This window comes from Brevundimonas sp. GW821-FHT09G01, from assembly GCF_059416065.1.
In genome coordinates, this window is record NZ_JBWKOL010000004.1 from 225203 (window position 1) to 250686 (window position 25484).

Below are 25484 nucleotides of genomic sequence, written 5' to 3' on the forward strand. Positions count from 1 at the left end.
AGATGGCGCAGGTGGTGCTGGGCGGCGTTGGGCAGGCCCTGGGCGGCGCGCCGGGCGCGATGCTGGGTAATTTCATCGGCCGCGGTATCGATCAGGCGGTCGTCGCGGGCCTGCAGCCGGCCCGGCAACGCGGGCCGAGGCTGGAAGGCCTGAAGCTGCAGAGCACTTCGGAAGGCGCTCCGATGGCCTGCATTCTGGGACGTGCCCGCGCGGTCGGACAGGTCATATGGGCCGCACGCTTCCTGGAGGACCGCCACACGTCGTGGGCCGGAAAGGGCGGGCCGCGCACAGTGGAGTACGGCTACTCCCTGAGCTTCGCGGTGGCGCTGTGCGAAGGCGAGATCGACGGCGTCGGAAGGATCTGGGCCGATGGCCAGCCGATGGATCTGTCCGGGGTCGTCTTCAGGGTGCATCGGGGCGGCGAGACCCAGGCGCCGGATCCCCTGATCGAGGCGGTTGAAGGCGCGGCGCCCGCCTATCGCGGGACAGCCTATGTGGTGTTCGAGGACTTGCCTCTGGGGCCGTTCGGCAACCGGATTCCGCAGCTGGCCTTCGAAGTTTTCAGGCGGCCGCGGGGCGTGGAGGCGCGACTCGAGGACCGGCTCGAGGGCGTCTGCCTGATCCCCGGCGCTGGGGAGTTCGTGCTGGCGACCGAAGCGGTTCTGCGGCGCGAAGGGCTGACGCGGACGACGCCGGAAAACGTCCATGGCGACGGGCGCGCCGATCTGACGGCTTCGCTAGATCAGCTCCAGGCGCAACTGCCGAATCTCAAGCGAGTCAGCCTGGTGCTCGGCTGGTTCGGTGACGACCTGCGCGCGGAGCATTGCCGGATCCGGCCCGGCGTCGAACGCGTCGGGAAGGCGACCGAGCCCCTGTCCTGGTCGGTGGCCGGGTTGGAACGACAGGACGCGCACCTGATCTCGGTCGCGAGCGGCGGCCCGGCCTATGGCGGCACGCCTTCCGATGACTGCGTGCGACAGGCCGTGGCGGAACTGAAGGCCCGGGGGCTGGAAGTGACGCTGTACCCCTTTGTCTTCATGGACATTCCGGCGGACAACGCCTTGCCCGATCCGTATGGCGGATCGGCGCAGGCGGCCTATCCGTGGCGAGGGCGTCTGAAAGGGCGTGACGGTGCGGCTGCGGCGGATGATGTGGCCGAGGTGTTCGGCGCCGAAGACGGCTGGGGGCTCAGGCGTCTGGCGCTGCACTATGCGGCTCTGGCGGTGGAGACCGGCGCCGACGGATTGCTGATCGGCTCGGAGATGCGCGGGCTGACGACGACGCGCGACGTCCCCGGCGGCTTCCCGGCGGTCGGCGCATTCCGCGATCTGGCCGCCGAATGCAGGGCCGTAGTGGGCGCGGACGTCAAGTTGTCCTACGCCGCCGACTGGTCGGAGTACGCCGGCCCGCGCGATGGCGGAGACGTGCGGTTTCACCTTGACCCGCTGTGGGCCGATCCGAACATCGATTACGTCGGCATCGACTGGTATCCGCCGCTGGGTGATTGGCGCGACAGGGATGGCGGGCTGGATGCGGCGAACCACAAAGGTCCGGATGATCCTGCCTATCTGGCGGCCCAGGTCTCGGGCGGCGAGGGCTTTGACTGGTTCTACCGCGACGACGCCGATCGCGCTGCGCAGATGCGGACTCCGATCACCGACGGCCTGACGGGTGAGGACTGGGTGTTCCGGGCCAAGGACCTGGTCGGCTGGTGGAGCCATCCGCATCATGAGCGGACCAGCGGGGTGCGCAATGCGTCTCCGACCGCCTGGCTGCCCGGCATGAAGCCGGTACGGCTGGCGGAGTTCGGCTGTGCGGCAGTGGATCGGGGCGGCAATGCACCGAACCTGTTTCAGGACCCGAAGAGCGCAGAGAGCGCCCTGCCGCCGTTCTCGACCGGAGCGCGGGACGACCGGATGCAGCGGCGCGCGCTGGAGGCGGTGCTGAGTCATTTCGCGGAGAATAATCCGCTATCGCCCATCTACGGCGGACCGATGCTTGAGGCCGCCGACGCCTGGTGCTGGGACGCCCGACCATGGCCGGCCTTTCCCGGTCGAGACGACATCTGGGCCGATGCGTCGGGCTGGCGCTGCGGCCATTGGCTGAATGGCCGTCTGCACGGCGAGACGCGGGACCTGATCCACGCGCTTCTGGAACGAGGCGGGCTGGACACGTTCGAGATCGGCGCGGTGACGGGGCAGATGGATGGATACGTCGTCGATCGCCCGATGCGGGTCCGCGACGCGCTTGAACCTCTGCTGGCGGGGCTCGGGATGCGCATGGTCGAACGGGGCGGGCGCATCGCCGTGATCGGCGATGAACCGGTGACGGCGAACCTTCAGGTTGAGGCCTTCGCCTTGCCGGACGAGGGAGCTGCGGTCGGCGTGGAGCGGAGCCTGGAGCCGCGCCCGGCGATCGCGCGGGTGCGCTTCATCGACGGGGCGCGGGACTATCAGATCGGTTCGGTTCTGGCGCGCACGGCCGGGGACGGCGGGGACGTCGATCTGGACTTGCCCGCGGTGTGCGGGCCGGCGCTGGCGCAAGCGGCCGCGGAACGCGCCCTGATCGCCGGCGAGGGCGGGCGCCTGAAGGTGACGCTCGGCCCGGTCGAGGCCCTGCGGCTGGAGCCCGGCGATGTCGTCGCCATCGACGGATGGAGCGGGCTGTGGCGCGTGAGCGGCCTTGATGTCTCCGAGGCCGCCTCGGCGACGCTGGAACCGGTCCGATCGGTTCACCCTGGCGATGACATGACCGTCCCTGGCCGTCCCGATGACGGCGCTGTGGTCGGTGCGCCCTTCTTCCGCATGCTTGAGCTGCCGCCCTTACCGGGCGTGGAAGACGCCGTAGGGCCGCTCGCGGTGGTGGCGGCGGAGCCTTGGCGGCCGATGCAGGTTCGGGCGGGGACGTCGACCGACGCCCTGACCTTGCGCACGGATGTCGACCGGCCCGCGACGGTGGGCGTCCTGACAGCGCCCCTGTCGTCCGGCCCGCGGCACCGCTGGGACGAGACCTCCGTCCTGACGGTTCAGGTGGAGGGACGGGCGCCCGAAAGCCGGAGCGAAGCCGCTGTACTGGCCGGGGCCAATGCGGTCGCGGTCGAAACCCCTGCGGGATGGGAGTTGCTCCAGTTCCGGCAGGCGGACTTGCTCGGCGACGACGTGTGGCGGCTTTCGGGACTGCTGAGGGGACAGCAGGGCACCGAGGCGGCGATGCGCGTGGGCGCCGGAGCCGGAGCTATCGCAGTGCTTCTGGACGCCGTTCCGCCGAAGGTATTGTCGCCCCGGGCGGAGCGCGGTCTGCCGTTGCTCTGGCGTGCGGGACCGACCGGCCTGCCGGGCGGGCGAGGCGTCAGCGAACTTCATTGGACGCCCAGGGGGCTGCATGATCGGCCGTGGAGCCCCGCGCACCTGCGGTGTCGGGCGCGATCGAACGGCGACTATGACCTGACCTGGGCGCCTCGCGCCCGTCTCGACGGGGACCGATGGGACGGTGAAATCGCCGCGAGCGATCCCTCGCGGTTCCGGGTCCAGGTCATCCATGAGGGCGCGCCCGTACGGAGCGTCGAGGTCGAGACGGCGGCGGTCGTCTACGCGGGGGCGGATGTCGGGGCCGATTTCCCGGCAGGGCCACCCGAAGGCGTCATGATCTCGGTGGCGCAGTGGGGCGAAGGCTATGGTTGGGGCGAGACCGCGACCACGACGCTCTGAATTCGTCCATGAACGACGGAAGTGGTTTGCGGAATCCGCCGGATGACCTAACTGAAACGCTCGGCATCCAGCGCAGGAGCGGACTCGAACGTGGCGGGCGATCCCTACAAGGAACTGGGCGTGGCCCGGGGCGCGAGCCAGGACGAGATCAAGAAGGCGTTCCGCAAGCTCGCCAAGGAACTCCATCCCGACAAAAACCCCGGCAACAAGGACACCGACGAGCGCTTCAAGCGCGTGACGGCGGCCTTCGACATCCTGGGCGACAAGGACAAGCGGACGAAGTTCGACCGCGGCGAGATCGACGCCGACGGGCGCGAGCAGTTCCGCGGCTACGGCGGCGGTGCGGCGGGCGGCGGGCGTGGCCCCGGCCAGAGCCCGTTTGGCCAGGGCGGCCAGCGCGGTGGTTTCGAAAACATCGACCTGGATGAAATCTTCGGCGGCATGTTCAGCGGCGGAGCCCGTCCCGGGACGCGCGGTGGCGGGTTCGCGGCCAAGGGCCAGGATGTGCGGGCGACGCTGGAGATCGGCCTTGAGGATTCGATCTCCGGTGCAACCCGGCGGATCCAGTTCTCGGACGGGCGCACGTTGGACGTGGCCATTCCCAAGGGGGCAGGCGACGGCCAGACGATCCGTTTGAAAGGGCAGGGCATGCCCGGCCGCGGCGCCGAGAACGGCGACGCCCTCATCGAACTGAAGCTGATGCCGCACCCGATCTTCACGCGTGACGGGGCTGACCTGACCATGGATCAGCCGGTGCCGCTGTACGATGCGGTGCTGGGGGGCAAGGTTCCGGTCCGGACGCCGGAGGGCACGGTCAGCATGACCATCCCGGCCGGCTCCAGTTCGGGCAAGGTGCTGCGCCTGAAGGGGCGGGGCGCCTACGCCAACGGCAAGCGCGGCGACCTGCTGGCCAAGCTGATGATCGTCCTGCCTGAAGACGACATGGCGCTGACCAAGCTGGCGCAGAAGGCGCGGGACGAGGGGCCGATCCGGCCGTTCCGGGACTAGGGCGGCGATGGCCAGCAAACCCAATATCAAACCGGCCCGCCCGTGGTTCTCCTCCGGGCCGACGGCGAAACGACCCGGATGGTCGTCGCAGGCCTTGCCGCATGACCTGCTGGGCCGCGGCATTCGCGCGCCCGAGGTGGTGGCGCGGTTCGCCCACGGACTGAAGCTGACCCGCGACCTGCTGCAGGTCCCGGCGGACTGGGCTCTGGTCTATGTGCCCGGTTCCGACACCGGCGCCGTCGAGGCGGCTATGTGGTCGATGCTGGGCGAGCGTCCCGTACAGGTCCTGGCGTTCGAGAATTTCGGCAAGGTCTGGGCGACCGATGCGAAGACCCACCTGAAGCTGGAACCCGAGGTGCTCTCGGCGCCGTGGGGTCAGTTCCCTGATGTGTCGAAGGTCGATCCGACGAAGGATCTGATCTTCCCCTGGAACGGCACGACCTCGGGCGTGAAGGCCCCGGGGGCCGACTGGATCGCCGCGGATCGCGAGGGAATCGTGATCTGCGACGCCACCTCGGCCGCCTTCGCCATGCCCTTGCCGTGGGACAAGCTGGATGTGGTGACCTTCAGCTTCCAGAAAGCGCTGGGCGGCGAGGCGGGACTGGGCGTGGCCGCGTTGTCGCCCCGGGCGGTGGAGCGGCTGGACCGCTACGAGCCGCCGCGGCCGGTGCCCAAGGTGCTGCGGCTGCGCGATGACAAGGGCTTCGACCGGCTTCTGGCGACCGGCTCGATGCTGAACACCTTTTCGGTCTGGACGCTGGAAGACTGGATCGATGGGGTCGAATGGGGGCTGTCGGTCGGCGGTCTGGACGCCCTGATCGCCCGGACGGACGCCAATGCGGCGGCGCTGGACAAATGGGTGTCGCGCACGCCGTGGGTCGAATATCTGGCCGAAACCGCTGACATCCGCTCGACCACCTCCGTCTGCCTGAACATCGTCGATCCACGCGTTAGGGCCATGGACGACGATGCGCGCCGCGATCTGGTCATCCGCATGAAGGCGCTGGTCGAGGATGACGGCGCAGCGTTCGACATCGAAGGCCACCGCAACGCGCCTGCCGGACTGCGTGTGTGGTGCGGCTGTACGGTCGACGCCGACGACATCGAGGCCCTGACGCCGTGGCTGGACTGGGCGTTCGCGACGGCGATGGCGGATTATTCCGCCGACTGACGGGACACCCGGCGATTCCCCGGTTATAGGCTGCGCCCGCATTCCGGATACCGGACAAGCGGAGAGTGAACCTTGGCGAACGTCGCAGTGGTCGGCGCCCAGTGGGGCGACGAGGGCAAGGGCAAGATCGTCGACTGGCTGTCGAACCGGGCCGATATGGTCGTGCGGTTCCAGGGCGGTCACAACGCGGGCCACACGCTGGTCGTCGACGGCAAGGTCTACAAGCTGGCGCTGCTGCCGTCAGGCGTGGTGCAGGGCAAGCCCTCGATCATCGGCAACGGCGTGGTGGTCGATCCATGGCACCTGGTCGGCGAGATCGAGAAGATCCAGGCCCAGGGCGTCGCCATTACTTCCGACATCCTGACGATCGCGGACAACGCCTGCCTGATCCTGCCGATCCATCCGGCGCTGGACGTGGCGCGCGAGGCCGCCGCCAGCGCGCCGGGCGCCAAGATCGGCACGACCGGCCGCGGCATCGGCCCGGCCTATGAGGACAAGGTCGGCCGCCGCGCCATCCGTGTCTGCGACTTGGCCAACGAGGAAGACCTGAAGGTCAAGATCGACCGCCTGCGCTCGCACCACGATCCGCTGCGCGCGGGCCTGGGGCTGGAGCCGATCGATCCGGCGGCCCTGCTGGCGCAACTGCTCGAGATCGCGCCGAAGATCCTTCCTTACGTGAAACCGGCCTGGCGGGTGCTGGATCAGGCCAAGAAGGACGGCAAGCGCGTGCTGTTCGAGGGGGCGCAGGGCGCCTTCCTGGACGTGGACCACGGCACCTATCCCTATGTCACCAGCTCCAACACGGTGGCCGGACAGGCGGCGGCGGGGGCGGGCATCGGGCCGCGCGGCGTCGGCTATGTGCTGGGCATCGTGAAGGCTTATACGACCCGCGTCGGCGAAGGCCCGTTTGCCTGTGAGCTGAACGATGAAGTGGGCGAGCATCTCGCGGTCGTCGGCCGCGAGGTCGGCGTCAACACCGGCCGTGCGCGTCGCTGCGGCTGGTTCGACGCCGTGCTGGTTCGCCAATCGGTGGCGATCAACGGCATCGACGGCATCGCGCTGACGAAACTCGATGTGCTGGATGGTCTGAAGACGCTGAAGATCTGCGTCGGCTACCGCATCAACGGCGAGGTGCTGGACTACCTGCCGTCCAGCCTGAAGGATCAGGCGTCGGCCGAGCCTGTGTTCGAGGAGCTGGAAGGCTGGACCGAGAGCACGGGCGGCGTGCGGACGTTCAAGGACCTGAACGCCCACGCGCTGAAATACGTGCGCCGGATCGAGGAGTTGATCGGGGCGCCCGTGGCCCTGCTGTCGACCAGTCCCGAGCGGGACGACACCATCATGATGCGCGATCCCTTCCTCGGCTAAGCCGGAACGCCAGCGTTCAAGGCAATTTAACCCCACGCGGTCATAGGGTGGCGGACCTGAGGGAGGTTCGTGCGTGTTCGCAATTGATCGTCGTATCCTGGCCCGGATCGAACCGGTGACGAAGCGGGTCCTGATCGTGGATCCGAACCCTCACGCCGCGCGTCTGCTCAACGATATCGTCAAGGCGCTCGGCGCCCGCGACATCATCATCGAGGTCGACGAAGAGCGGGCGATGAAGGCCGCCGCTGCGCTGGAACCCGGGATCGTCTTCACCGAACGCACCGGCCCGGGCCTGGCCGGTGAAAGCCTGTCCCGCCGCATCCGCCGCTCCGATATGGACTGTCGGCGCGCGCCCATCATCATGGTGACGGCCGAGGCCACGGCCACGACCATCCTCGGCGCTCGCGACGCCGGCGTGCACGAATTCCTGCGCAAGCCCTTCACCAGCGGCGATCTGTTCAAACGGGTCGAGAACGTGGCCCTGAAGCCGCGCGACTGGATCGAGGCCGTCGGCTACGTCGGTCCTGACCGCCGCCGCTTCAACTCGGGCGAATACACCGGTCCGGCCAAGCGCAGGGAGGACCGCGCCGCCAGCGGCGCCGCCGCCGTTGAGGCCGCCAAGGACCAGGCCATGCGCATCCTGGCCTCGGCCCTGGACCAGTTCGATCACGATCCGATGCAGGCCGTCCGCGCGATCCGCGAACAGGCCGCGACGCTGAAGACCATCGCGATGAAGGTTTCGGACACACGGTTGGTGGTCGCCGTCGGCGCGCTGGAAGTCAGCCTGGCCTCGGGGCCGGGCACCAAGGAAACGTTGTCAGCCCCCATCGGCGCCCTGCTGGCCATGCATCAGGCCCAGCCCATGAAAAAGGCGGGCTGAAAACAGCCCGCCTTCGTTTCTTTCCTTTGGCGCTAACGCTCGCGACGCAGTCGCTCGCTGCGTGAGCGACCTTATGCGTTGACCAGGTTCCGCTCTTCAGCGGCGGCGCGCATGGCCTTCTGCAGCTTCTCGAACGCCCGCACCTCGATCTGGCGCACGCGCTCGCGGCTGACGCCATACTGGCCGGCGAGTTCTTCCAGCGTGACCGGATCGTCCTTCAGGCGACGCTCGGTCAGGATGTGCTTCTCGCGGTCGGTCAACTCCTGCATGGCTTCCTGCAGAAGGCCCATGCGGAGCGACTTTTCCTCGCTCTCGGCCAGCGCCGTCTCCTGCGAAACGGCGGTGTCGTCGGCCAGCCAGTCCTGCCATTCGCTCTCGCCGTCGGCGCGGAGCGGCGCGTTCAGCGAGGCGTCGCCGCCAAGACGGCGGTTCATGCTGATGACGTCCTCGTTGGTCACGCCCAGCTTGGTGGCGATGGCCTCGACGTGCTCAGGGCGCAGGTCGCCTTCCTCGAAGGCCGAGATCTGGCTCTTGGCCTTGCGCAGGTTGAAGAAGAGCTTCTTTTGCGCCGCGGTGGTGCCCATCTTCACGAGCGACCAGCTGCGCAGGATGTATTCCTGGATCGAGGCGCGGATCCACCACATGGCGTAGGTCGCCAGGCGGAAGCCCTTGTCCGGATCGAATTTCTTGACGGCCTGCATCAGGCCGACGTTGCCCTCGGAGATCACTTCGCCGATCGGCAGGCCGTAGCCGCGATACCCCATGGCGATCTTGGCCACGAGACGAAGGTGCGAGGTTACGAGGCGGTGGGCGGCTTCGGGGTCCTGATGCTCGGTCCAGCGCTTGGCCAGCATGAACTCTTCGTCCTTGGCCAGCATCGGAAACTTACGGATTTCCGTGAGATAGCGCGACAGCCCCTGTTCAGGCGACATTACCGCGAGAGATTTAGCGACAGCCATGTGGTCCCTCCGACCGAAACTATGAGCGGGTCCATCGGAAACGGCCACCGAATGTGCGCCGCCGCCTCACCCCTCAACTGATGAAGTAGGGACGGGTTTCCGTCTTTGTCAGAGGCGGATCGTCACACGAAAGCGTGACCGTTGCCCGGGCGCCACTACGCCAGTCGAGGGAGCTTATAACCGATAGTCCGTCCTTAATCAAGACTGACTATTCAGAGGCCCAGAATCTGGCGGTAGGTCGGGTGAACGACGTCCGCGTGTTCCGGGTGCTTCTGGAAATAGGCCGAGAAGAACGGACAGACGGGCAAGATCAGAAGGCCGCGCGCGCGGGCGTCCTCGATCACGTACTTGGCCAGGCGGCTTGCGATGCCGCGGCCCTCCAGCTTCACGGGCACCAGGGTCTCGGTGATCATCAGGTTGGGCGGCGACAGGTTGTAGGTCACCACGGCGATCTCGCCCTCGACCGGCAGTTCGTAGCGTTTGGCGTCGGCGTTATCGCGGATGTCTGAGTCGGCCATGGGAGTGTCCTTCAAAGCTCTGACAGCAGGGCCTCGAGCCGCTGCATGTCAGGAGGGGGAGGGGTTTCGAACCGCAGCGTTTCGCCCGTCACTGGATGGACGAACCCCAGGACGGCGGCGTGCAAGGCTTGTCGTGTCAGCCCGGCCTCGGCGATCGCCGCCCGAACGGGCGCCGCCGGGCTGCCGGAGCCATAGGTCGCGTCACCGAGGATTGGCGCGCCCTTCGAGGCCAGATGCACGCGGATCTGATGGGTGCGGCCCGTATGCAGGGTGCAGGCGACCCGGGCGGACAGGGGCGCGCCGCCCGCACGGACGGGCTCGCCGAAGGTGCGCTGGACCACATAGTCGGTGATGGCGTTGCGGCCGCCGGAGCGTAGCACGGCCATCTTCTTGCGGTCCGACGACGAGCGGCCGATCAGGGTCTCGATCCGGCCCCTTTCCGGACTGGGCGCGCCGCGCGTCAGAGCGATGTAGGTGCGTTCGATATCGTGCGTCGCGAACAGGGCCGAGAGGCCCGCATGCGCCCGGTCGGTCTTGGCCGCGACCATCACGCCCGAGGTGTCCTTGTCCAGCCGGTGGACGATGCCCGGCCGGGCCACGCCGCCGATCCCGGACAGGCTGTCGCCGCAGTGGGCCAGCAGGGCGTTGACCAGCGTGCCGGTCTCGCTGCCCGGCGCCGGATGGGCGGCCATGCCCGCCGGTTTGTCGATGACGATGAGGTCCGCGTCCTCGTAAAGCACGGTCAGCGGAATGGCCTCGGGCTGCGGCGTGGCCGGCGCCACGGGCGGCAGGATGACGACGTACTGACCCGCCCGCGCCTTGGCCGAGCCGCTGTTGAGAGTTTCGCCCTCGAAGCTGACCGCGCCCTCGGCCAGCAGCGCCTGCAGACGGGCGCGCGAAAGGGTGGGGAAGACATCCGCCAGCGCCTTGTCCAGACGCACGCCCGGCGTCTCGATGCGGGCCTCCAGCACCGTCGTCTCGTCGTCTTCCGTCAGCAGGGGTTCGTCGGACACCAGGCGCTCCGCCGCCGGACGGCGGTTCCGTCCGTCTAGCATGCTCTGGACCGGCGGCGTCAAACGGGGGCTTGGTCAAAGCTTAACCGTAAGTTACCCTCCGGCCCTCTTCCGGGGAGGGGTCCCATGCGTACCGTTCTGTTGAGCATCGGCCTGATTGTCGCCACCACGCTGCTGGGCAGCTGCGCGACGATGAGCGCGGAGGAATGCGTGGCCGGCGACTGGAGCGGCAAGGGTTTCTCGGACGGCGCGGCGGGCTATGCCCAAAGCCGTCTGGGCGAGCATGCCGCAGCCTGCACCAAGCACGGGATCACGCCCGACGACGACGCCTACCGCGCCGGTTGGGCCCAAGGCGTGCTGCGCTACTGCACCCCGCCGAACGGCTTCGCGCAGGGCCGCAACGGCTCCGCCTACAACGGGGTCTGCCCGGCCAATCTCGAGGATGACTTCCTGCCCGCCTATCAGGACGGCCAGCTGGTCTATGCTTCGGAGCAGGCCATCTCCAATGCGCGCAGCAGCGTCGATAGTCTGGGCGGGCGGCTGGAAGAGCTGGACGACAAGCTCGCGTCCAAACAGCGCGAGCTGCGCGGCGAAGGGCTGACGGACGAGCAGCGCGACCAGCTCCGCAACCGCATCCAGGAAATCCGCCGCGAGCGCGAGGATACCGAGCGCAACTGGCGCCGCGCGCAGCGCGACCTCGACGACGCGGAGCGCAATGCGCGCGACGTCCGCTATCGTCTGCAGCGCCACTACGGCGCCTGGTGAATCCGGCGGGCGGGCGTCACGCGCCCGCCCTGCCGACAGGCGGTCAGGCCGCCTTCTTTTCCAGCTTGGCGTCCCACTGACCCAGCGAGGCCAGGCCATTCATGCGGGCGCGGTGGTGGAAGGCCGCCTGGGCCTTGGCGACGTTCTCGGCCTTGCCCGACCAGGCGCGCTGCGGCGCGGCCTGCAGGGCGCGTCCGTACGAGAAGGTCATCTTCCACGGGAAGCCGCCGATGCGGTTCATGGCGTCCAGGTGAGCCGTGGCCTGTTCGTCCGTCTGGCCGCCCGACAGATAGGCGATGCCCGGCACGGCCGACGGCACGGTGGCCTTCAGGGCGGCGATGGTGCGCTCGGCGACTTCCTCGACCGTCGCCTGACGCAGGCTGCCCTTGCCCGAGATGACCATGTTCGGCTTCAGGATGATGCCTTCCAGCGCCACGCGCTGCTCGGCCAGTTCATTGAAGACGGTCTGCAGCACCTGACGGGTGACCTCGTCGCAGCGCGCGATGTCGTGCGAACCGTCCATCAGCACTTCCGGCTCGACGATCGGCACGATCTGCTCCTGCTGGCAGATGCGGGCGTAGCGGGCCAGGGCGTGGGCGTTGGTCTTGATCGCGCCCCAGGTCGGGATGCCGTCGGCGATGTCGATGACGCCGCGCCACTTGGCGAAGCGGGCGCCGCGCTCGTAGTGGGCGCGCAGGCGCTTGGACAGGCCGTCCAGGCCCTTGGTCGCCGTCTCGCCGGGGAAGCCGGCCATCTTGGAGGCGCCCTTGTCGACCTTGATGCCCGGGATCGAGCCGGCGGCCGAGATCAGGTCGACCAGCGGCGTGCCGTCCTTGGCGTCCTGGTACAGGGTTTCCTCGAACAGGATCACGCCCGAGATATGCTCGCGCATCGTCTGCTCGGAACGGAACATCAGCTCGCGATAGTCGCGGCGATTCTCTTCGGTGTTCTCGACGCCGATCGCGTCAAAGCGCTTCTTGATCGTGCCCGTGGATTCGTCAGCCGCCAGAATGCCCTTGCCGGGCGCGACCATGGCTTCGGCCACGAGGTTGAGAGCCGCCAGATCCATCGGATTTCCCCTGAGTTGATGATTTGCGTGGCGGTCTAGCGCCGAACGCGGATGAAGTCATCACGCCTTGTTACAGGCGCGGGGCTCAACGGCCCTTGAACAACGGTGTCCTTACTGCGCCTGCAGCGCCTCGACGCCGGGCAGGGGTTTGCCTTCCATCCATTCCAGGAAGGCGCCGCCGGCTGTGGAGACGAAGGTCATGTCGTCGGCCACGCCCGCATGGTGCAGCGCCGCGACCGTGTCGCCGCCGCCGGCCACCGCCACCAGCGCACCGGCCTTGGCCAGTTCCGCCGCATGCTTCGCCGCGGCCACCGTGGCGGCGTCGAAGGGCGGCACCTCGAACACGCCCAGCGGGCCGTTCCAGATCAGGGTCTTGGAGGCGTCCATGGCGGCGATCAGGCGCGCCACGGTCTCGGGGCCGGCGTCCAGGATCTTGTCGTCGGCGGACAGAGCCTCGCCCGCCTTGACGGTCCGCGTCGCGGCGCCCGGCTTGACCTCGGTCGCCACCACCACATCGACGGGCAGCAGCAGTTCACAGCCCTTGGCCTTCGCCGTTTCCATGATGGCGCGGGCGGTGTCGGCCATGTCCTTCTCGGCCAGCGAGCCGCCGATATCCACGCCCTGCGCATACAGGAAGGTGTTGGCCATGCCGCCGCCGATGGCCAGGCGGTCCAGCTTGGCGACCAGGTTCTGCAGCAGGTCCAGCTTGGTCGAGACCTTGGCCCCGCCCACGATGCCGATCACCGGCTTGACCGGATTGCCCAGCGCCTTGTCCAGCGCATCCAGCTCACGGCGCATCGACTCGCCCGCATAGGCCGGCAGCAGGCGCGCCAGTCCCTCGGTCGAGGCGTGGGCGCGGTGCGCGGCGGAGAAGGCGTCGTTGACGTAGACGTCGCCCAGCTCGGCCAGCTGCTTGGCGAAGGCCGGATCGTTCTTTTCCTCGCCCGCATGGAAGCGAATGTTCTCCAGCAGCACCACGCCGCCCGCGTCCAGGTCGGCGATGGCGGCCTTGGCGTCCTCGCCGACGCAGTCATTGGCGAAACGGACGGGCGCGCCCAGCAGCTGCTCCAGGTCGTCGACGACCGGCTGCAGGCTCATCGACGGCACGCGCTGGCCCTTGGGCCGGTCGAAGTGGGCCAGCAGGGCCACCTTGGCGCCCGCGTCGCGCAGCTTGTTTATCGTCGGCAGGGCTACGCGCAGGCGGGTGTCCTCGGTGACCTTCCCGGCCTCCATCGGCACATTGAAGTCCACGCGAACCAGCGCGGTCTTGCCGGCGAGAGAGCCTGCGTCGTCGAGAGTGCGGAAGGTCATGGCAGGCATCCGGTTACATCTGGCTCCACGCCCAGATGACGTAGACGAAAAAGACGGTGACGAAGGTGAGCATCAGTAGCAGGCCGCCGACAAGAATGCTCAGCAGAAGCCTTGGAGGACGAACCGATCCGCGCCGCCGCCAGAGGATGATCACCCAACCGGCGGAAAGCAGCCAGAAGATCGGGATGAGGCGGAGGAAGAGGTTCCACAGGCCGCCGGAGGTCAGCAGGTTTCCCTGCGACAACCCTTGGCCAATGTAGTGGGGCAGGTCGAAAGCGGTCGGGCCACAGTACAGAGCCAGCGGCGCTGACAGAACCAGAAGGACCGTCAGCGCCCACTTCATTCAGAGGAACTTCGCCATCACCAGCGCGGTGTCGGCCATCCGCGTCGCGAAGCCCCACTCGTTGTCGTACCAGCTCAGCACGCGGGCCAGCTTGCCGTCGACGACTTGCGTCTGGGGCAGGGCGGCGGTCGACGAGGCCGCGATGTGGTTCAGGTCCGACGAGACCAGCGGGTCGGTCGTCGTGAACAGCACGCCCTTCATCGGGCCATCGGCGGCGGCCTGCAGGGCGGCGTTGATCTCGGCGACGGTCACTTCACGACCGGCGACGACCTTCAGATCGACGACCGAGACGTTCGGGGTCGGGACGCGGATCGACGAGCCGTCCAGCTTGCCCTTCAGTTCCGGCAGGACCAGGCCCAGGGCCTTGGCGGCGCCCGTCGAGGTCGGGATCATCGACAGGGCGGCGGCGCGGCCGCGGTACAGGTCCTTGTGCATCGTATCCAGCGTCGGCTGGTCGCCGGTGTAGGCGTGGATGGTGGTCATGTAGCCGCGCTCGATTCCGAACAGGTCGTTCAGCACCTTGGCCACCGGGGCCAGGGCGTTGGTGGTGCACGAGCCGTTCGAGACGATGATGTCGTCGGCGGTCAGGGTCTCGTGGTTGACCTTGTAGACGATGGTCTTGTCGGCGTTCTCGCCCGGAGCCGAGATCAGCACGCGCTTGGCGCCGGCCTTCAGGTGGGCCTCGGCCTTGTCACGGGCGGTGAAGATGCCGGTGCACTCGAACGCGATGTCGACGTTCAGTTCCTTGTGCGGCAGGTTCGCGGGATCGCGCTCGGCGGTCACCTTGATCTTGCCCAGGCCCACGTCGATCCAATCGTCGCCGTGCTCGACCGTGCCGGGGAAGCGGCCGTGGACCGAGTCGTACTTCAGCAGGTGGGCGTTGGTGGACACCGGGCCCAGATCGTTGATCGCCACCACTTCGATGTCGCGACGGCCGTGCTCGACGATCGAACGCAGGACGAGGCGGCCGATGCGGCCGAAACCATTGATGGCGACGCGGACGGTCATGGGCAGGGCTCCTTTGGAAGCGCGATGTTCAGGGTCGGCGCTTCAATGGAACCCCCGGGCCGGGGATTCAACCCCGCGACCGTAACAAGGCGTGATCAACTGTAACGCCGACCCTCAATCGGTGCGGCGCGACCGGGGCCCCGGACCATTCGGGCTCAGCCCGTCGAAGGCAATCACCCGCCCGCTCGCATCGCGGCTGAAGCGGTAGCGCCGCGAGGGATCGCCGACCACGGTGAAAGTGTCTCCGTCCAGCCGCCGCAGCAGAACCGGCGGGCGCCGGCCGCGCGCGATGGCCAGGCCGTCGCCGCTCACCGACACCGCGGCCTCGCCGTAGGTCCCGGCATAGGAGGCCAGATCGCCTGGCGCGGTCGATGCGGTCAGCGCCTCCAGCGCCCAGGCGGCGTCGCGGCGCCCGGCGTCGGCCGCGACGATTCGCTCCAGCGCCAGCGCCTGCGCGCGGTCCAGCGCTTCGTTCCACGGCGTGGCCTCGTCGGGCTGCACGCCGCTGCCTTCCCAGTTTCGGCCCGTGACGGGATTTCGGGGCGACCCTTGCGAGATGAAGACCGCGAACCCGCCGCCGACGGGAACCATGCCGCCCGGATTGGCCGCGCCTCCGGAGGCCTCGCCGACGATCGTCGCGCGGCGGGCGCCCTGCAGGGTGTAGGGAAAGGCCTCGCCCGCCGATCCGGTCCGGGCGCTGATCAGCACATACAGCGGCACGTCCAGCCGGGGCGTCGGATAGAAGACCGTCGGCGCCTCGCTCTCCATACCCTCGCGGCTATGGAAGACGTTGTAGATCGGCGCATTGGCCGGGGTGAAGGCGCTGGTCAGATAGCCGACCATCGACGGCGCGCCGCCGCCGTTGTCGCGCAGATCGAAGATGACCGCGTCCGTATCCGCCACGAAGGCCAGGGCCGCGTCCGCCGCCTTGCGCGCCGGATCGTCCGCATTGGAGAAGTCGATGTTCGAGAACTGGCGCAGGTCGATGTAGCCGATGTTGCCCGGCAGGATCTCGACCTTGCGGAAGCCATAGTGGGCGCGCGCCTCCGGGTTCGGGCCCCGCGCCACGGGCCTGGGCGCTGGCCCGCCCTCGCCCGGACGCGGGCGGGCGACGGGTGCGTCCGGATCGTAGGCGACGTTGAAATGCGCGTCGGCGGGCCGCAGGCGGGCGCTCAGCGCGGCGGCCAGGTCCGGTCCGTCCGTCAGGGCGTCGAAGGCGCCAGAGGCGGCGGCCTGTTCCAGATCGCCGGCGATCCGCTCGGCGGCGGCGGGATCGAAATAGAGCTGGCGGATGCGGGCCGCGACGGCCTCGGCGGTCTGGCGCGGCGTCTGCCGCTCCGCCGCCGCGACCGGCGCGGGCCGCTGCTGGGCCAGGGCGGGCGTGGCGGCCAGCAGGGCGGCGGCGATCAGGAGATGACGCATCAGGCGGACTCCGCGGGGTTCAGGGGCAGATGCAGCCGGGCGGTCAGGCCGCCGCCCGTTCGGTTGGACAGGATCACGTCCCCGCCCGAGGCGCGCGCCGCCTGCCGGGCGACGGTCAGGCCCAGGCCCGCGCCGCCGGTCTCGCGGCTGCGCGACCGCTCGCCGCGATGGAAGGGCTCGAACGCGGTCTCCAGTTCCTCGTCCGGCAGGCCGGGCCCGTCGTCCTCGACGGTGACGACCGCGGCGCCGTCGGCGGTGAAGGCTTTCACCCGCGCGCCGCCGCCGTACTTCACGGCGTTGCCGATCAGATTGTCCAGCGCCCGGCGCATGGCGGCCGGGTCGGCCAGTACGGGCAGGGCGCCGCCGCCGTCGAACGCCGCCGCCGCCCCGGTCTCGGCGAAGCCCGCCACGCAGTCGGCGGCCAGGGCGTCGAGGTCCAGCGCCTCGCGCCGCTCCGGCTGCGTCTCGCCGCGAACGAAGGCCATGGCCTGGGCGATCAGGGCGTCCATCTCCTCGATGTCGGCGGCCATGCGGTCGCGCACCGCGTCCGGCGCCTGCTCGGCCCGGAAGCGCAGCCGGGTCAGGGGGGTGCGCAGGTCGTGGGCGATGGCCGCCACCGTCTGGGTCCGCTGGCGCATGTGATTGCGCAGGGACGCCTGCATGTCGTTGAACGCGTGGATGGCGGTGCGCACCTCGCTGGGGCCCGAGGGCGTCAGCGGTTCGGCGTCGGGATCGGCGCCCAGCCGTTCGGCGGCGTCGGCGAAGACCCGGATGGGCCGGGTCAGCCGCCGCGCCATCCACCACACCAGCGGGGCCAGCAGCAGCATCGAGATCATCAGGCCCAGCAGCACCCTCTGCTGCCAGGGCGACAGCAGGCCGCGCGGCGGCTCGACCGTGGCCCAGCGCCCGTCGTCCTGTTGCACCGAGGCGGTGAAGGGGGCGAAGGTCAGCCGGTCGGCCTGGATGGTGAACTGCTGGATCGTCGAGTTCACGATCGTGCGGCCGTCGCCTCCCGCACGGCGCATGGTGAAGCGCGTCGGACCGTTCGGGGACGTCACGACTGCGCCGCTGCGGACGGTTGTCGCGCTTCCCGGACCTTCGGGGCGCACGAAGATGAAATCCGTCTCGCGTCTGGGGCCTTCCGCCTCGGGCGGCCTTTCACGGCGCGGACCCCGACGGCGCGGACCGTGTTCGACCGAGACCCGCACCTTGCCCGGCGCGACGTCCAGCCGTTGGGCCAGGTAGCCGGCTATGGCCAGGGCGATCGGGTCGCCGGCGTCGCGGTCGCTGCGTTTGACGGGTTCATCGGTGATGCGGCGGCGCAGGGGGCGCCCGTCGGAGGTCTCGGCGGTTTCGCCCTTCAGCGCCTGGACGGCGGCGGCCATGCTGAAGCCCACCGGCTTGGGATCGGGCGACAGCACGACCAGGCCGAAGGTCACGGCCTGCGACAGGATCAGCGCCACCGCCGCCAGCGCGGCGACCTGGACGAAGACCGGGAAGGAGGAGGGACGCTTCAAGTCGCGGCCCGTTGCCGTTCGACCTTCACGTCGAACATATAGCCCTCGCCGCGCAGGGTCTGGATCATCTCCAGCCCCGAACCGTCGTCCAGCTTCTTCCTCAGGCGGCTGATCTGCACGTCCATGGCGCGGTCGAAGACATCGGCGTCCGCGCCCCGCGCCCGCTCCAGCAGCTGGTCGCGGGTCATGACCCGTCCGGGCCGCTCGGCGAAGGCGCGCAGCAGGGCGAATTCACCGGCGGACAGGCTGACCGGCTCGCCGTCCGGCCGGGTCAGGTCGCGCCGCAGCAGGTCCAGCCGCCAGCCGGCGAAATTCAGCGCCGGTCCGGTCGCGCCGGGCTCCTCGCGCGGGCGGCGCAGCACCGCCCGCACCCGGGCCAGAAGCTCGCGGGGATTGCAGGGCTTGGCCAGGTAGTCGTCGGCGCCCAGTTCCAGGCCGATGATCCGGTCGGTGTCCTCGCCCATGGCGCTCAGCATCACGATCGGCACGCCCTTGCCGGACATGCGTCGGCAGACGGACAGCCCGTCCTCTCCCGGCATCATCAGGTCCAGCACGATCAGGTCGGGCGCGCGGGCCGCGATCGCGCGGTCCATCTCGGCGGCCGAGGCGGCGCCCACGGCGTCATAGCCGTGCTGGATCAGGTAGTCGCACAGCACCTCGCGGATGCCGGGATCGTCGTCGACGACGAGAATGCGTTGAGTGTCGTTCTGCATGGCCGCCATTCTGTCGAACCTTGAAGACGCCGTCATTTCAGCACTGAAACATTGTCCGCGAACGCTGAAATATCGATGCAAGGCGGTGGTGCTTCAACAGACCGTCGAAAACTCCGGAAGGCCCTTCGCCCATGCTGACCCTGATCGCCCTGTCCGCGGCCCTGCTGCAGGATCCGCCCGCGCCGCCGCCCCCGCCGGAAGTGCGCAGCCACTTCGTCTTCATGGGCGCCGGCGGCGACGGTCCGGGCAATATCGACGCCGACGGCGACGGCCAGGTCACCCGCGAGGAGTTCGCCGCCCCCCTGAACGACGCGTTCGCCAAGATGGACAAGGACGGCGACGGTCGACTGTCGCGGGACGAGCTGGCGTCCGGACATGGACCGGGCGACGGTCATGTCGCTGTCCGGCGTCTGGGCGGCGGAGCCGGCGTGGAACGGTTCGAGTTCCGGCGTCCGGGCCCGGGGGGCGAGCGCGCCGCCCGCATCGAACGCGACGGCGAGCACACCATGGTCTTCGTCGGTCCCGACGGCCCGGGCGAGGACGGCCGCGTGGTGGTCCGGACCCTGCCGGACGGCGGTCCCGGCGTCATCCGCTTCCGGCGCGGGCCCGGCGGCGAACCCGGCGGACGCGTCGAGGTCCGCACCGCCGTCAGCGACCACGGCTCCGACGATCTGGACAAGGACGGCGACGGCAAGATCAGCGAGGCCGAGTTCACCGCGCCGCTGCGTGAGGCCTTCTCCCGCATGGACGCCGATCACTCCGGTTTCGTCGAGGAAGGCGAGGGCGCCGGCGAGAACCAGGTCCACGTCTTCGCCCGTCGCGTCGCGCCGGCCGATGGCGAGTGATCCGCACCCGGCGAATTCGTGATTTGGCCGTCATACGACGGGCGCCCTAACGTGGGTTGATGTCCTTCCGTCGTCTCGTTTCACGACTGACCGTGTCAGCCGCGATGGGCCTTGCGCTCGTCGCGGCTCCGTCGTTCGCCGGGGCGCGCGCCACTGACGAGGCGCCCGCCGTCGCGGCCCCTGCCGCCTCGCCGGTCCTGTCCCCGCGCGAACGGATGCGGATGAACCAGCGGGTCTTCGACCAGGTCTGGGGCGAGGTCCGCACCCAATACTACGACCCTCGCCTGCATGGGGTCGACTGGAACGCGGCGCGCGGCGTCTACCGCCCGCGCGCCCTGGCCGCGCAGGACGACCGCACCCTCTATGTCGTGCTGGACGAGATGCTGGGCCTGCTGGACGACGACCACGCCGGCGCCGCGCCGCCCGCCGTCGTTCGCCGCCAGGACACCCTGCGTCAGCCCCGCGCCGCCATCGGGGTCACCCTGCGGCCGGATCCTGCCCATCCCGGCGACTACACCATCGAGTCCGTCCGTCGCGGCTCTCCGGCCGAGGCGGCGGGCGTAACCGAGGGCTGGCGGCTGCATACGGGCGAAGGCCTGTGGAGCCCCGAACAGGATGTGGTCGCGGGCCGCGTGATCAACCTGGCCTTCGTCGATGAGGAGGGGCGGCCTCGCCCTCTGGATTTGACCCCGGTCGTCATGGAACCCCAGCCCGCCTTCGTCGCCGACCGCTCGCGGCCCGGCGTGGTGGTGCTGAAGGTCGATGGCTTCGAGCCCGGGCTCGGCCGCTGGATGGGGCGGGAACTGGCGGACCTGCCGCCCGAAACCGATGTCATCGTCGACCTGCGCGGCAACCCCGGCGGGCGGCTGATGGAGGCCGAGGCCGTGCTCAGCTGCTTCCTTCCGCGCGATCAGGTCTGGGCCACGCGCACGCCGCGCTCGGGCCGCCAGATCGTCATGCGCGCCGGCGGCGGCTGTGGCGAGCTGAACGGGCCGGTGGCCAATCCCGTCGCCGTTCTGGTCGATGGCGACAGCCGCAGCGCCGCCGAACTGACCCCCGCCGCCCTGCAGGAAGCCGGGCGCGCCATGGTCGTGGGTGAGCGGACCGCCGGCGCGGTGCTGGTGTCGCAGGAGACGCGTCTGCCCGACGGTGGACGCCTGACGCTCAGCCGCGCCGACTTCGTCACCTCGGGCGGGGTGCGGCTGGAGAAGCGCGGCGTGACCCCCGATTATGAGGCCGCCGCGACCCGCGAGGATCGTCAGGCCGGTCGCGATCCGGCCCTCCAGGCGGCGATTTCCGCCCTCGCGGCCCGGCCCCAGGGCGAAACAGCCTTGGCCGGAGCGGCTCCTGCGCTCTAGCTTGGGCGGATGATCCGCACCGCTCAACGCATCCTTGTCGTCGCTTTCGCCCTGTCGCTGGCGGCCTGCGCCTCAATCCCCTACGCCCGTCTGGATGAACTGCCCCCGCCGGTGCAGGTCGCCGACGGTTCACCGGCGCGAGCCGCGCTCAACGCCGAGGTCTATGACGCCGCGGTCGGTTATGTGGAGCGGCTGTTCTACAAGCGCGACTTCGGCGGCGTGCCCTTCAGGGAGGCCGCCGCCTCCCGCCGCGCCGCCGCCGTGGCCGAGCCGGACGAGGACGGCTTTTACGCCCGGCTGACCGAACTTCTGGAGCTGCTGGACGACGACCACACCCACACCCTCAGCCCGGTCGAGCGGGAGATGGTGCGCGCCCGCGAACAGGGCGAGGCGCGGGCCGGCTTCGGCATCGTGGTCACCCCGCGTGGCGACGAGCGCTACGTCGCCCTTGTCCGTCCGGGCACGCCGGCGGCGGAGGCGGGCGTCCTGCCGGGCTGGAAGATCCACACAATCGCGGGCCGTCCGGCGCTTCTGGCCTCGCCGCCTGTCGTCGGCCGGACCGACCGGGTCGTCTTCCTGGACGAGGAGGGCCGGGAGCATGCCCTGGACCTCACCGCCGTCCTGACCCCGCCCATCGCCCGGTTCGAGACGCGGACGCTGGAGGGCGGCGTCGCCTATATCCGCTTCGATGACTTCGACCAGACCCGTTACGACCAGTTCAAGGCCGAGATGCAGCGGCTGGCGGGCGAGCCGCCTCCCGGCCTGATCCTCGACCTGCGCACCAATGGCGGCGGGCAGTTGAACCTCGAAGCCCTGACGATGTCATGGTTCTTCACCGAAGACCGGGACGTCGTCATCCTCAAGGGACGCTTCATCGACAAGCGGATGCACGTCGATCCGGCCCCGCAACCCTATCTGGGACCTGTCGTCATCCTGACCGGCCCCGGTTCGGCCAGCGCGGCCGAGCTGCTGGCGGGTGTGATGCGCGAGCACGGCAGGGTCACCATCGTCGGGGGAACCACGCGCGGGGCGGTCACCGGCACCCGGGCGATCAATCTGCCGGACGGCGGTCTGCTGCGGGTCGGAATGCTGGTCATGACCACGCCCAACAGGGTGACGCTGGAGAAGGTCGGGGTCACGCCCGACATCGTCGTGCCCGACGACTGGCGCGCCGTCCGCGAGGGGCGCGATCCGGCGCTGGAGGCGGCGTTGGCCGCCGTCCGCGACCTGGCGTCTAGCGCAGCGCCACGCTGATCCGGAGGGAGGCCACGACCAGGGCCGACGCGTCGCGGTCGCCGCCGGGATTGTTCACCCATTGGACGCTCGGCTGCAGGGTCACGCGCCCGAAGGTGTCGGCATAGGTCAGCTCGATTCCTTCCTCGGCGTGGGCGGCGTCGATGCCCTCGTCGCGGAAATTGGCCCGCGCCTTGTTCGACAGCAGCCCCTGATGCAGGCCCAGCGACAGGGCCGCGTCGGGCCGTGACGGGAAGACGTGGTCCAGCCGCACCCCGGTCTGCCAGCCGCCCTCGAAATCGGTGGTGTCGCCGTCCGAAAGCCCGACCCGCAGGAAGGCGCGCGCGTTCAGCCCGGCGTCGTTCTCATAGAAGCCGCCCTCGGCCAGGGCATAGGCGCCCTGGGCCTGGCGGTGAGCCGGATCGCCCAGGACCGTGGTGTCGCGGATATCGTCCTGGTCCTCGCCATAGCGCCAGCCGCCGACAGCCAGCCGCACCGGACCGTTCCAGCCCGCTTCAGCCAGGTAGAGGGCGCCGCTGTCCAGGTCGGTGTCCACATGGGCGTCGCCCAGCGAGCCCGCCTCGGCGTTCACCGCCGCGACCTGCACATAACGGCCGTCCAGGTCGCCCAGCCGCAGGCGCACGGCCAGGGCGGTCGAGGGGAAGATGGAGGGGCCGTTGGGACCGGTCGCCGCCAGCTCCGAGCCGATGCCGAACGGCGGGGCGATCAGGAGGTCCGAGGCCGAGGTGGAATAGAATTCGCTATTCACGTCATACAAGCCGGCCAGCACCGAACCGGCGCCGAAGTCCTGCTCGACCCACAGCTCGTAGACGCGGGCGCCCTGGTCGGCGACCTCGATGTTGTCGACGCCCTGCAGCGTTCCGGCCACCGCATTGGGCTCGCCGCCGTTGTTGTTCAGCAGATAGACGTGAAGCTTGGCGCCGCGCAGGCCGATCAGCCGCTCAAGATCGCCGTCGATGATGACGTCCAGATTGTCCAGAAATCGCCCGGCCCTCGCCGGTCCGCCTGAGACGACGCCAGTGATATCGGCGGTATAGGTAACCTCGGTCGTCCAAGCGCCGCCTGTGTCCTGAGCCGAACATTGGGATGAAATCGCGATTGAACCCAGAACCGCGGCGGCGGACAGGCCAAACAACTTGATGCGTCTCGAAGTCGTCATATAGAATGTTCTTCACGTCAGGAGAATTGTAGCCCAGTCGTGAGTTATTACACATCGACTTTGCACAGATTGACTTCTACCGATAACGATTTGAACTTGACTTAAGCTTCGCATACGTAGTTTCCACCGAGCAAAAAAGCGAAGTATTAACCGCTTTCGGTGGAATTAGCCTTCAATCGAGAGGGCTGTATGTTCAAGACGATCCGTACCAAGGTCGCGTTCGCGGGCCTTTCCGTTCTCCTGCTCTGCGGATTCAGCGCCGGCGCGGGCCTCTGGATGACCACCGCCCTGGGCGACGCCCTGGAGCAGTCCAGCCATTCGTCGGAGGTGCTGCGCAATCACATGCTGGCCGACATGATGCACGACGCCCTGCGCTCGGACGTATTGTCGGCCATTCTCTCCTCCGACCCCTCCGCCGGCGTCAGCCTCTCCGATGTGCGGACCGAGACGGGCGAGCATGTCGCCACCTTCCGCGAGGCCATGGAGTCCAACCGCGCGCTGGCCACCGACCCCCAGATTCGCGAGGCCCTGACCGGCATCGAGGCCCCGCTGCAGGCCTACATCGCCTCGGCCGACCGTATCGTCGACCTGGCCGGCCGGGACCCCGCCGCGGCCCGCGCGGCGCTTCCGGCCTTCAAGACCGCCTTCCTCGAACTCGAAACGCAGATGGAGACGGTGTCCGAGCGCATCGAAGCCGTCGCCGGCGCCGCCAAGGCCTCAGCCGACGCCCAGGCCGCCCTGGGCGAACGCATCATGCAGGGCGCCATCGGCCTGGGCGTGCTGTTCAGCGTGATGCTGATCATCGCCTCCCTGCGCATGGTCGTGGTCCCGATCCAGGCCCTGGCGCGCGAGATGCGCGCCCTGGCCTCGGGCCAGACCGGCGTCGACCTGACCAGCGCCCGCCGCGGCGACGAGATCGGCTCCGTCGGGCGTGCGGTCGAGGACCTGCAGGCCCTGATCGTCGAACGCATGAACGCCGAGACCGCCGAGGCCGACCGCCGCCGCGCTGCCGAGGACGCCCAACGCCGCCTGACCGAGAGCGAGCGCGAGGCCCAGGCCCGCGACCAGAGCCTGGTCGTCACCGCCCTCGGCGACGGCCTGGCCTCGCTCAGCAAGGGCGACCTGACCCACCGCATCGACGAGCGTTTCCCCGTCGACTACGAGCAGCTCAAGGCCGACTTCAACGCCGCCATCGCCCAGCTTGAACAGGCCATGTCGCAGGTCGTCGCCAATGTCGCGGGCATCCGGTCCGGCTCGGGCGAGATCAGCCACGCCGCCGACGACCTGTCGCGCCGCACCGAACAGCAGGCCGCCTCGCTCGAAGAGACCGCCGCCGCGCTGGACCAGATCACCGCCACGGTGAACCGCACCGCCTCCGGCGCCCGTCAGGCGGCGGGCGTGGTGCTCGCCGCGCGCGGCGACGCCGAAACCAGCGGGGCCGTCGTGCGCGACGCCGTCGCGGCCATGAGCGCCATCGAGCGCTCGGCCCAGGAGATCAGCCAGATCATCGGCGTCATCGATGAGATCGCCTTCCAGACCAATCTGCTGGCCCTGAACGCCGGGGTCGAGGCCGCGCGCGCCGGCGACGCCGGCCGCGGTTTCGCGGTCGTCGCCTCCGAAGTTCGAGCCCTGGCCCAGCGCTCGGCCGAAGCGGCCAAGGAGATCAAGTCGCTGATCTCGGCCTCGACCAGCCAGGTCGACACCGGTGTGAAGCTCGTCGGCCAGACGGGCGAGGCGCTGCAACGCATCGTCGGCCGCGTCGCCGAGATCGACGGCCTGGTCTCCGAAATCGCGGCCTCGGCCAATGAACAGGCCACGGGACTCCAGCAGGTCAACACCGCCGTCAACCAGATGGACCAGGTCACCCAGCAGAACGCCGCCATGGTCGAGGAATCGACCGCCGCCAGCCACTCGCTGTCGCAGGAGGCCGATGTGCTGGCCAGTTCGGTGTCACGCTTCCGCACCTCGGGCGCGGCGACCCAGCCGCAGACCGCCCGCACGCAGGCCCGCCCGGTCGCACAGATGCGGACTGTGGGTCGCGGCGGCGCGGCGCCCCGGCCGCACGCGGTCGAGGACGGCTGGGAAGAGTTCTAGGC

The 25484-nt window shown here is 69.4% G+C and carries 21 protein-coding genes; 10 read left to right on the forward strand and 11 right to left on the reverse strand.

From position 1 onward, the window contains the following. Window positions 1-2: 2 nt before the first annotated feature. From AC07NB_RS10340 to AC07NB_RS10360, 5 genes are all read left to right on the forward strand, one after another. Window positions 3-3707: a baseplate multidomain protein megatron gene (locus tag AC07NB_RS10340; protein ID WP_494570780.1), complete on the forward strand. Its 3705-nt coding sequence runs from the start codon at window positions 3-5 to the stop codon at window positions 3705-3707. A gap of 90 nt (window positions 3708-3797) precedes the next feature. Continuing rightward, window positions 3798-4715 (forward strand): J domain-containing protein, encoded by a 918-nt coding sequence (locus tag AC07NB_RS10345; protein WP_291833083.1) that lies wholly within the window; start codon window positions 3798-3800, stop codon window positions 4713-4715. 7 nt (window positions 4716-4722) lie between these two features. Continuing rightward, window positions 4723-5886, forward strand: a complete 1164-nt coding sequence (locus tag AC07NB_RS10350; protein ID WP_291833088.1) for a phosphoserine transaminase — start codon at window positions 4723-4725, stop codon at window positions 5884-5886. Between the two features lie 72 nt (window positions 5887-5958). Beyond that, window positions 5959-7254: an adenylosuccinate synthase gene (locus AC07NB_RS10355; protein ID WP_494570781.1), complete on the forward strand. Its 1296-nt coding sequence runs from the start codon at window positions 5959-5961 to the stop codon at window positions 7252-7254. Window positions 7255-7327: 73 nt separating this feature from the next. Beyond that, window positions 7328-8134, forward strand: coding sequence for a response regulator (locus AC07NB_RS10360; protein ID WP_494570782.1), 807 nt, complete (start codon window positions 7328-7330; stop codon window positions 8132-8134). 71 nt (window positions 8135-8205) lie between these two features. Here AC07NB_RS10360 and rpoH read toward each other — a convergent pair whose 3' ends face one another. From rpoH to AC07NB_RS10375, 3 genes are all read right to left on the reverse strand, one after another. After that, the gene (gene rpoH / locus AC07NB_RS10365; RefSeq protein ID WP_291833096.1) at window positions 8206-9093 is read right to left on the reverse strand and encodes an RNA polymerase sigma factor RpoH; all 888 of its coding nucleotides are present in this window, start codon (window positions 9091-9093) and stop codon (window positions 8206-8208) included. Between the two features lie 212 nt (window positions 9094-9305). Beyond that, on the reverse strand, window positions 9306-9611 hold the full coding sequence (locus AC07NB_RS10370; protein WP_492312462.1) for a GNAT family N-acetyltransferase: 306 nt from the start codon (window positions 9609-9611) through the stop codon (window positions 9306-9308). 11 nt (window positions 9612-9622) lie between these two features. Then, window positions 9623-10624, reverse strand: a complete 1002-nt coding sequence (locus tag AC07NB_RS10375; RefSeq protein ID WP_494570783.1) for an RluA family pseudouridine synthase — start codon at window positions 10622-10624, stop codon at window positions 9623-9625. Between the two features lie 126 nt (window positions 10625-10750). On the opposite strand from AC07NB_RS10375, the gene AC07NB_RS10380 reads away from it, so the two are divergent. Then, complete coding sequence (locus tag AC07NB_RS10380) at window positions 10751-11389, forward strand: DUF2799 domain-containing protein (protein ID WP_494570784.1); 639 nt, start codon at window positions 10751-10753, stop codon at window positions 11387-11389. A 43-nt stretch (window positions 11390-11432) separates the two neighbouring features. On the opposite strand, the gene AC07NB_RS10385 is transcribed toward AC07NB_RS10380, so the two are convergent. The 7 genes from AC07NB_RS10385 to AC07NB_RS10415 all read right to left on the reverse strand — a co-directional run bounded on the left by AC07NB_RS10385 (window position 11433) and on the right by AC07NB_RS10415 (window position 18772). Continuing rightward, window positions 11433-12458 carry a class I fructose-bisphosphate aldolase gene (locus AC07NB_RS10385; RefSeq protein ID WP_291833109.1) on the reverse strand — a complete coding sequence of 342 codons (1026 nt, stop codon included), beginning with the start codon at window positions 12456-12458 and terminating at the stop codon, window positions 11433-11435. Between the two features lie 111 nt (window positions 12459-12569). Further along, window positions 12570-13769: a phosphoglycerate kinase gene (locus AC07NB_RS10390; RefSeq protein ID WP_492312465.1), complete on the reverse strand. Its 1200-nt coding sequence runs from the start codon at window positions 13767-13769 to the stop codon at window positions 12570-12572. Between the two features lie 13 nt (window positions 13770-13782). Further along, on the reverse strand, window positions 13783-14112 hold the full coding sequence (locus tag AC07NB_RS10395; protein ID WP_492312466.1) for a hypothetical protein: 330 nt from the start codon (window positions 14110-14112) through the stop codon (window positions 13783-13785). Beyond that, window positions 14113-15120 carry a type I glyceraldehyde-3-phosphate dehydrogenase gene (gene gap, locus AC07NB_RS10400; RefSeq protein ID WP_492312467.1) on the reverse strand — a complete coding sequence of 336 codons (1008 nt, stop codon included), beginning with the start codon at window positions 15118-15120 and terminating at the stop codon, window positions 14113-14115. A 114-nt stretch (window positions 15121-15234) separates the two neighbouring features. After that, window positions 15235-16542 carry a S41 family peptidase gene (locus AC07NB_RS10405; protein ID WP_494570785.1) on the reverse strand — a complete coding sequence of 436 codons (1308 nt, stop codon included), beginning with the start codon at window positions 16540-16542 and terminating at the stop codon, window positions 15235-15237. Then, window positions 16542-18059: an ATP-binding protein gene (locus tag AC07NB_RS10410; RefSeq protein ID WP_494570786.1), complete on the reverse strand. Its 1518-nt coding sequence runs from the start codon at window positions 18057-18059 to the stop codon at window positions 16542-16544. Before AC07NB_RS10410 ends, AC07NB_RS10405 begins: the two co-directional genes overlap by 1 nt. Then, the gene (locus AC07NB_RS10415; protein WP_492312470.1) at window positions 18056-18772 is read right to left on the reverse strand and encodes a response regulator; all 717 of its coding nucleotides are present in this window, start codon (window positions 18770-18772) and stop codon (window positions 18056-18058) included. The genes AC07NB_RS10410 and AC07NB_RS10415 overlap by 4 nt, the downstream gene beginning before the upstream one ends. 131 nt (window positions 18773-18903) lie before the next feature. Between AC07NB_RS10415 and AC07NB_RS10420 the strand changes: the two genes are divergently transcribed. The 3 genes from AC07NB_RS10420 (at window position 18904) to AC07NB_RS10430 (ending at window position 22229) form a co-directional block, all read left to right on the forward strand. Beyond that, window positions 18904-19617 carry a hypothetical protein gene (locus tag AC07NB_RS10420; protein ID WP_492312471.1) on the forward strand — a complete coding sequence of 238 codons (714 nt, stop codon included), beginning with the start codon at window positions 18904-18906 and terminating at the stop codon, window positions 19615-19617. 92 nt (window positions 19618-19709) lie between these two features. Beyond that, window positions 19710-20975: a S41 family peptidase gene (locus tag AC07NB_RS10425; protein ID WP_494570787.1), complete on the forward strand. Its 1266-nt coding sequence runs from the start codon at window positions 19710-19712 to the stop codon at window positions 20973-20975. Window positions 20976-20984: 9 nt separating this feature from the next. After that, complete coding sequence (locus AC07NB_RS10430; protein ID WP_494570788.1) at window positions 20985-22229, forward strand: S41 family peptidase; 1245 nt, start codon at window positions 20985-20987, stop codon at window positions 22227-22229. Here AC07NB_RS10430 and AC07NB_RS10435 read toward each other — a convergent pair. Beyond that, window positions 22210-23388, reverse strand: a complete 1179-nt coding sequence (locus AC07NB_RS10435; protein WP_492312474.1) for a carbohydrate porin — start codon at window positions 23386-23388, stop codon at window positions 22210-22212. The genes AC07NB_RS10430 and AC07NB_RS10435 overlap by 20 nt on opposite strands. 189 nt (window positions 23389-23577) lie before the next feature. Between AC07NB_RS10435 and AC07NB_RS10440 the strand changes: the two genes are divergently transcribed. Next, on the forward strand, window positions 23578-25482 hold the full coding sequence (locus AC07NB_RS10440) for a methyl-accepting chemotaxis protein (protein WP_494570789.1): 1905 nt from the start codon (window positions 23578-23580) through the stop codon (window positions 25480-25482). Window positions 25483-25484: the final 2 nt, after the last annotated feature.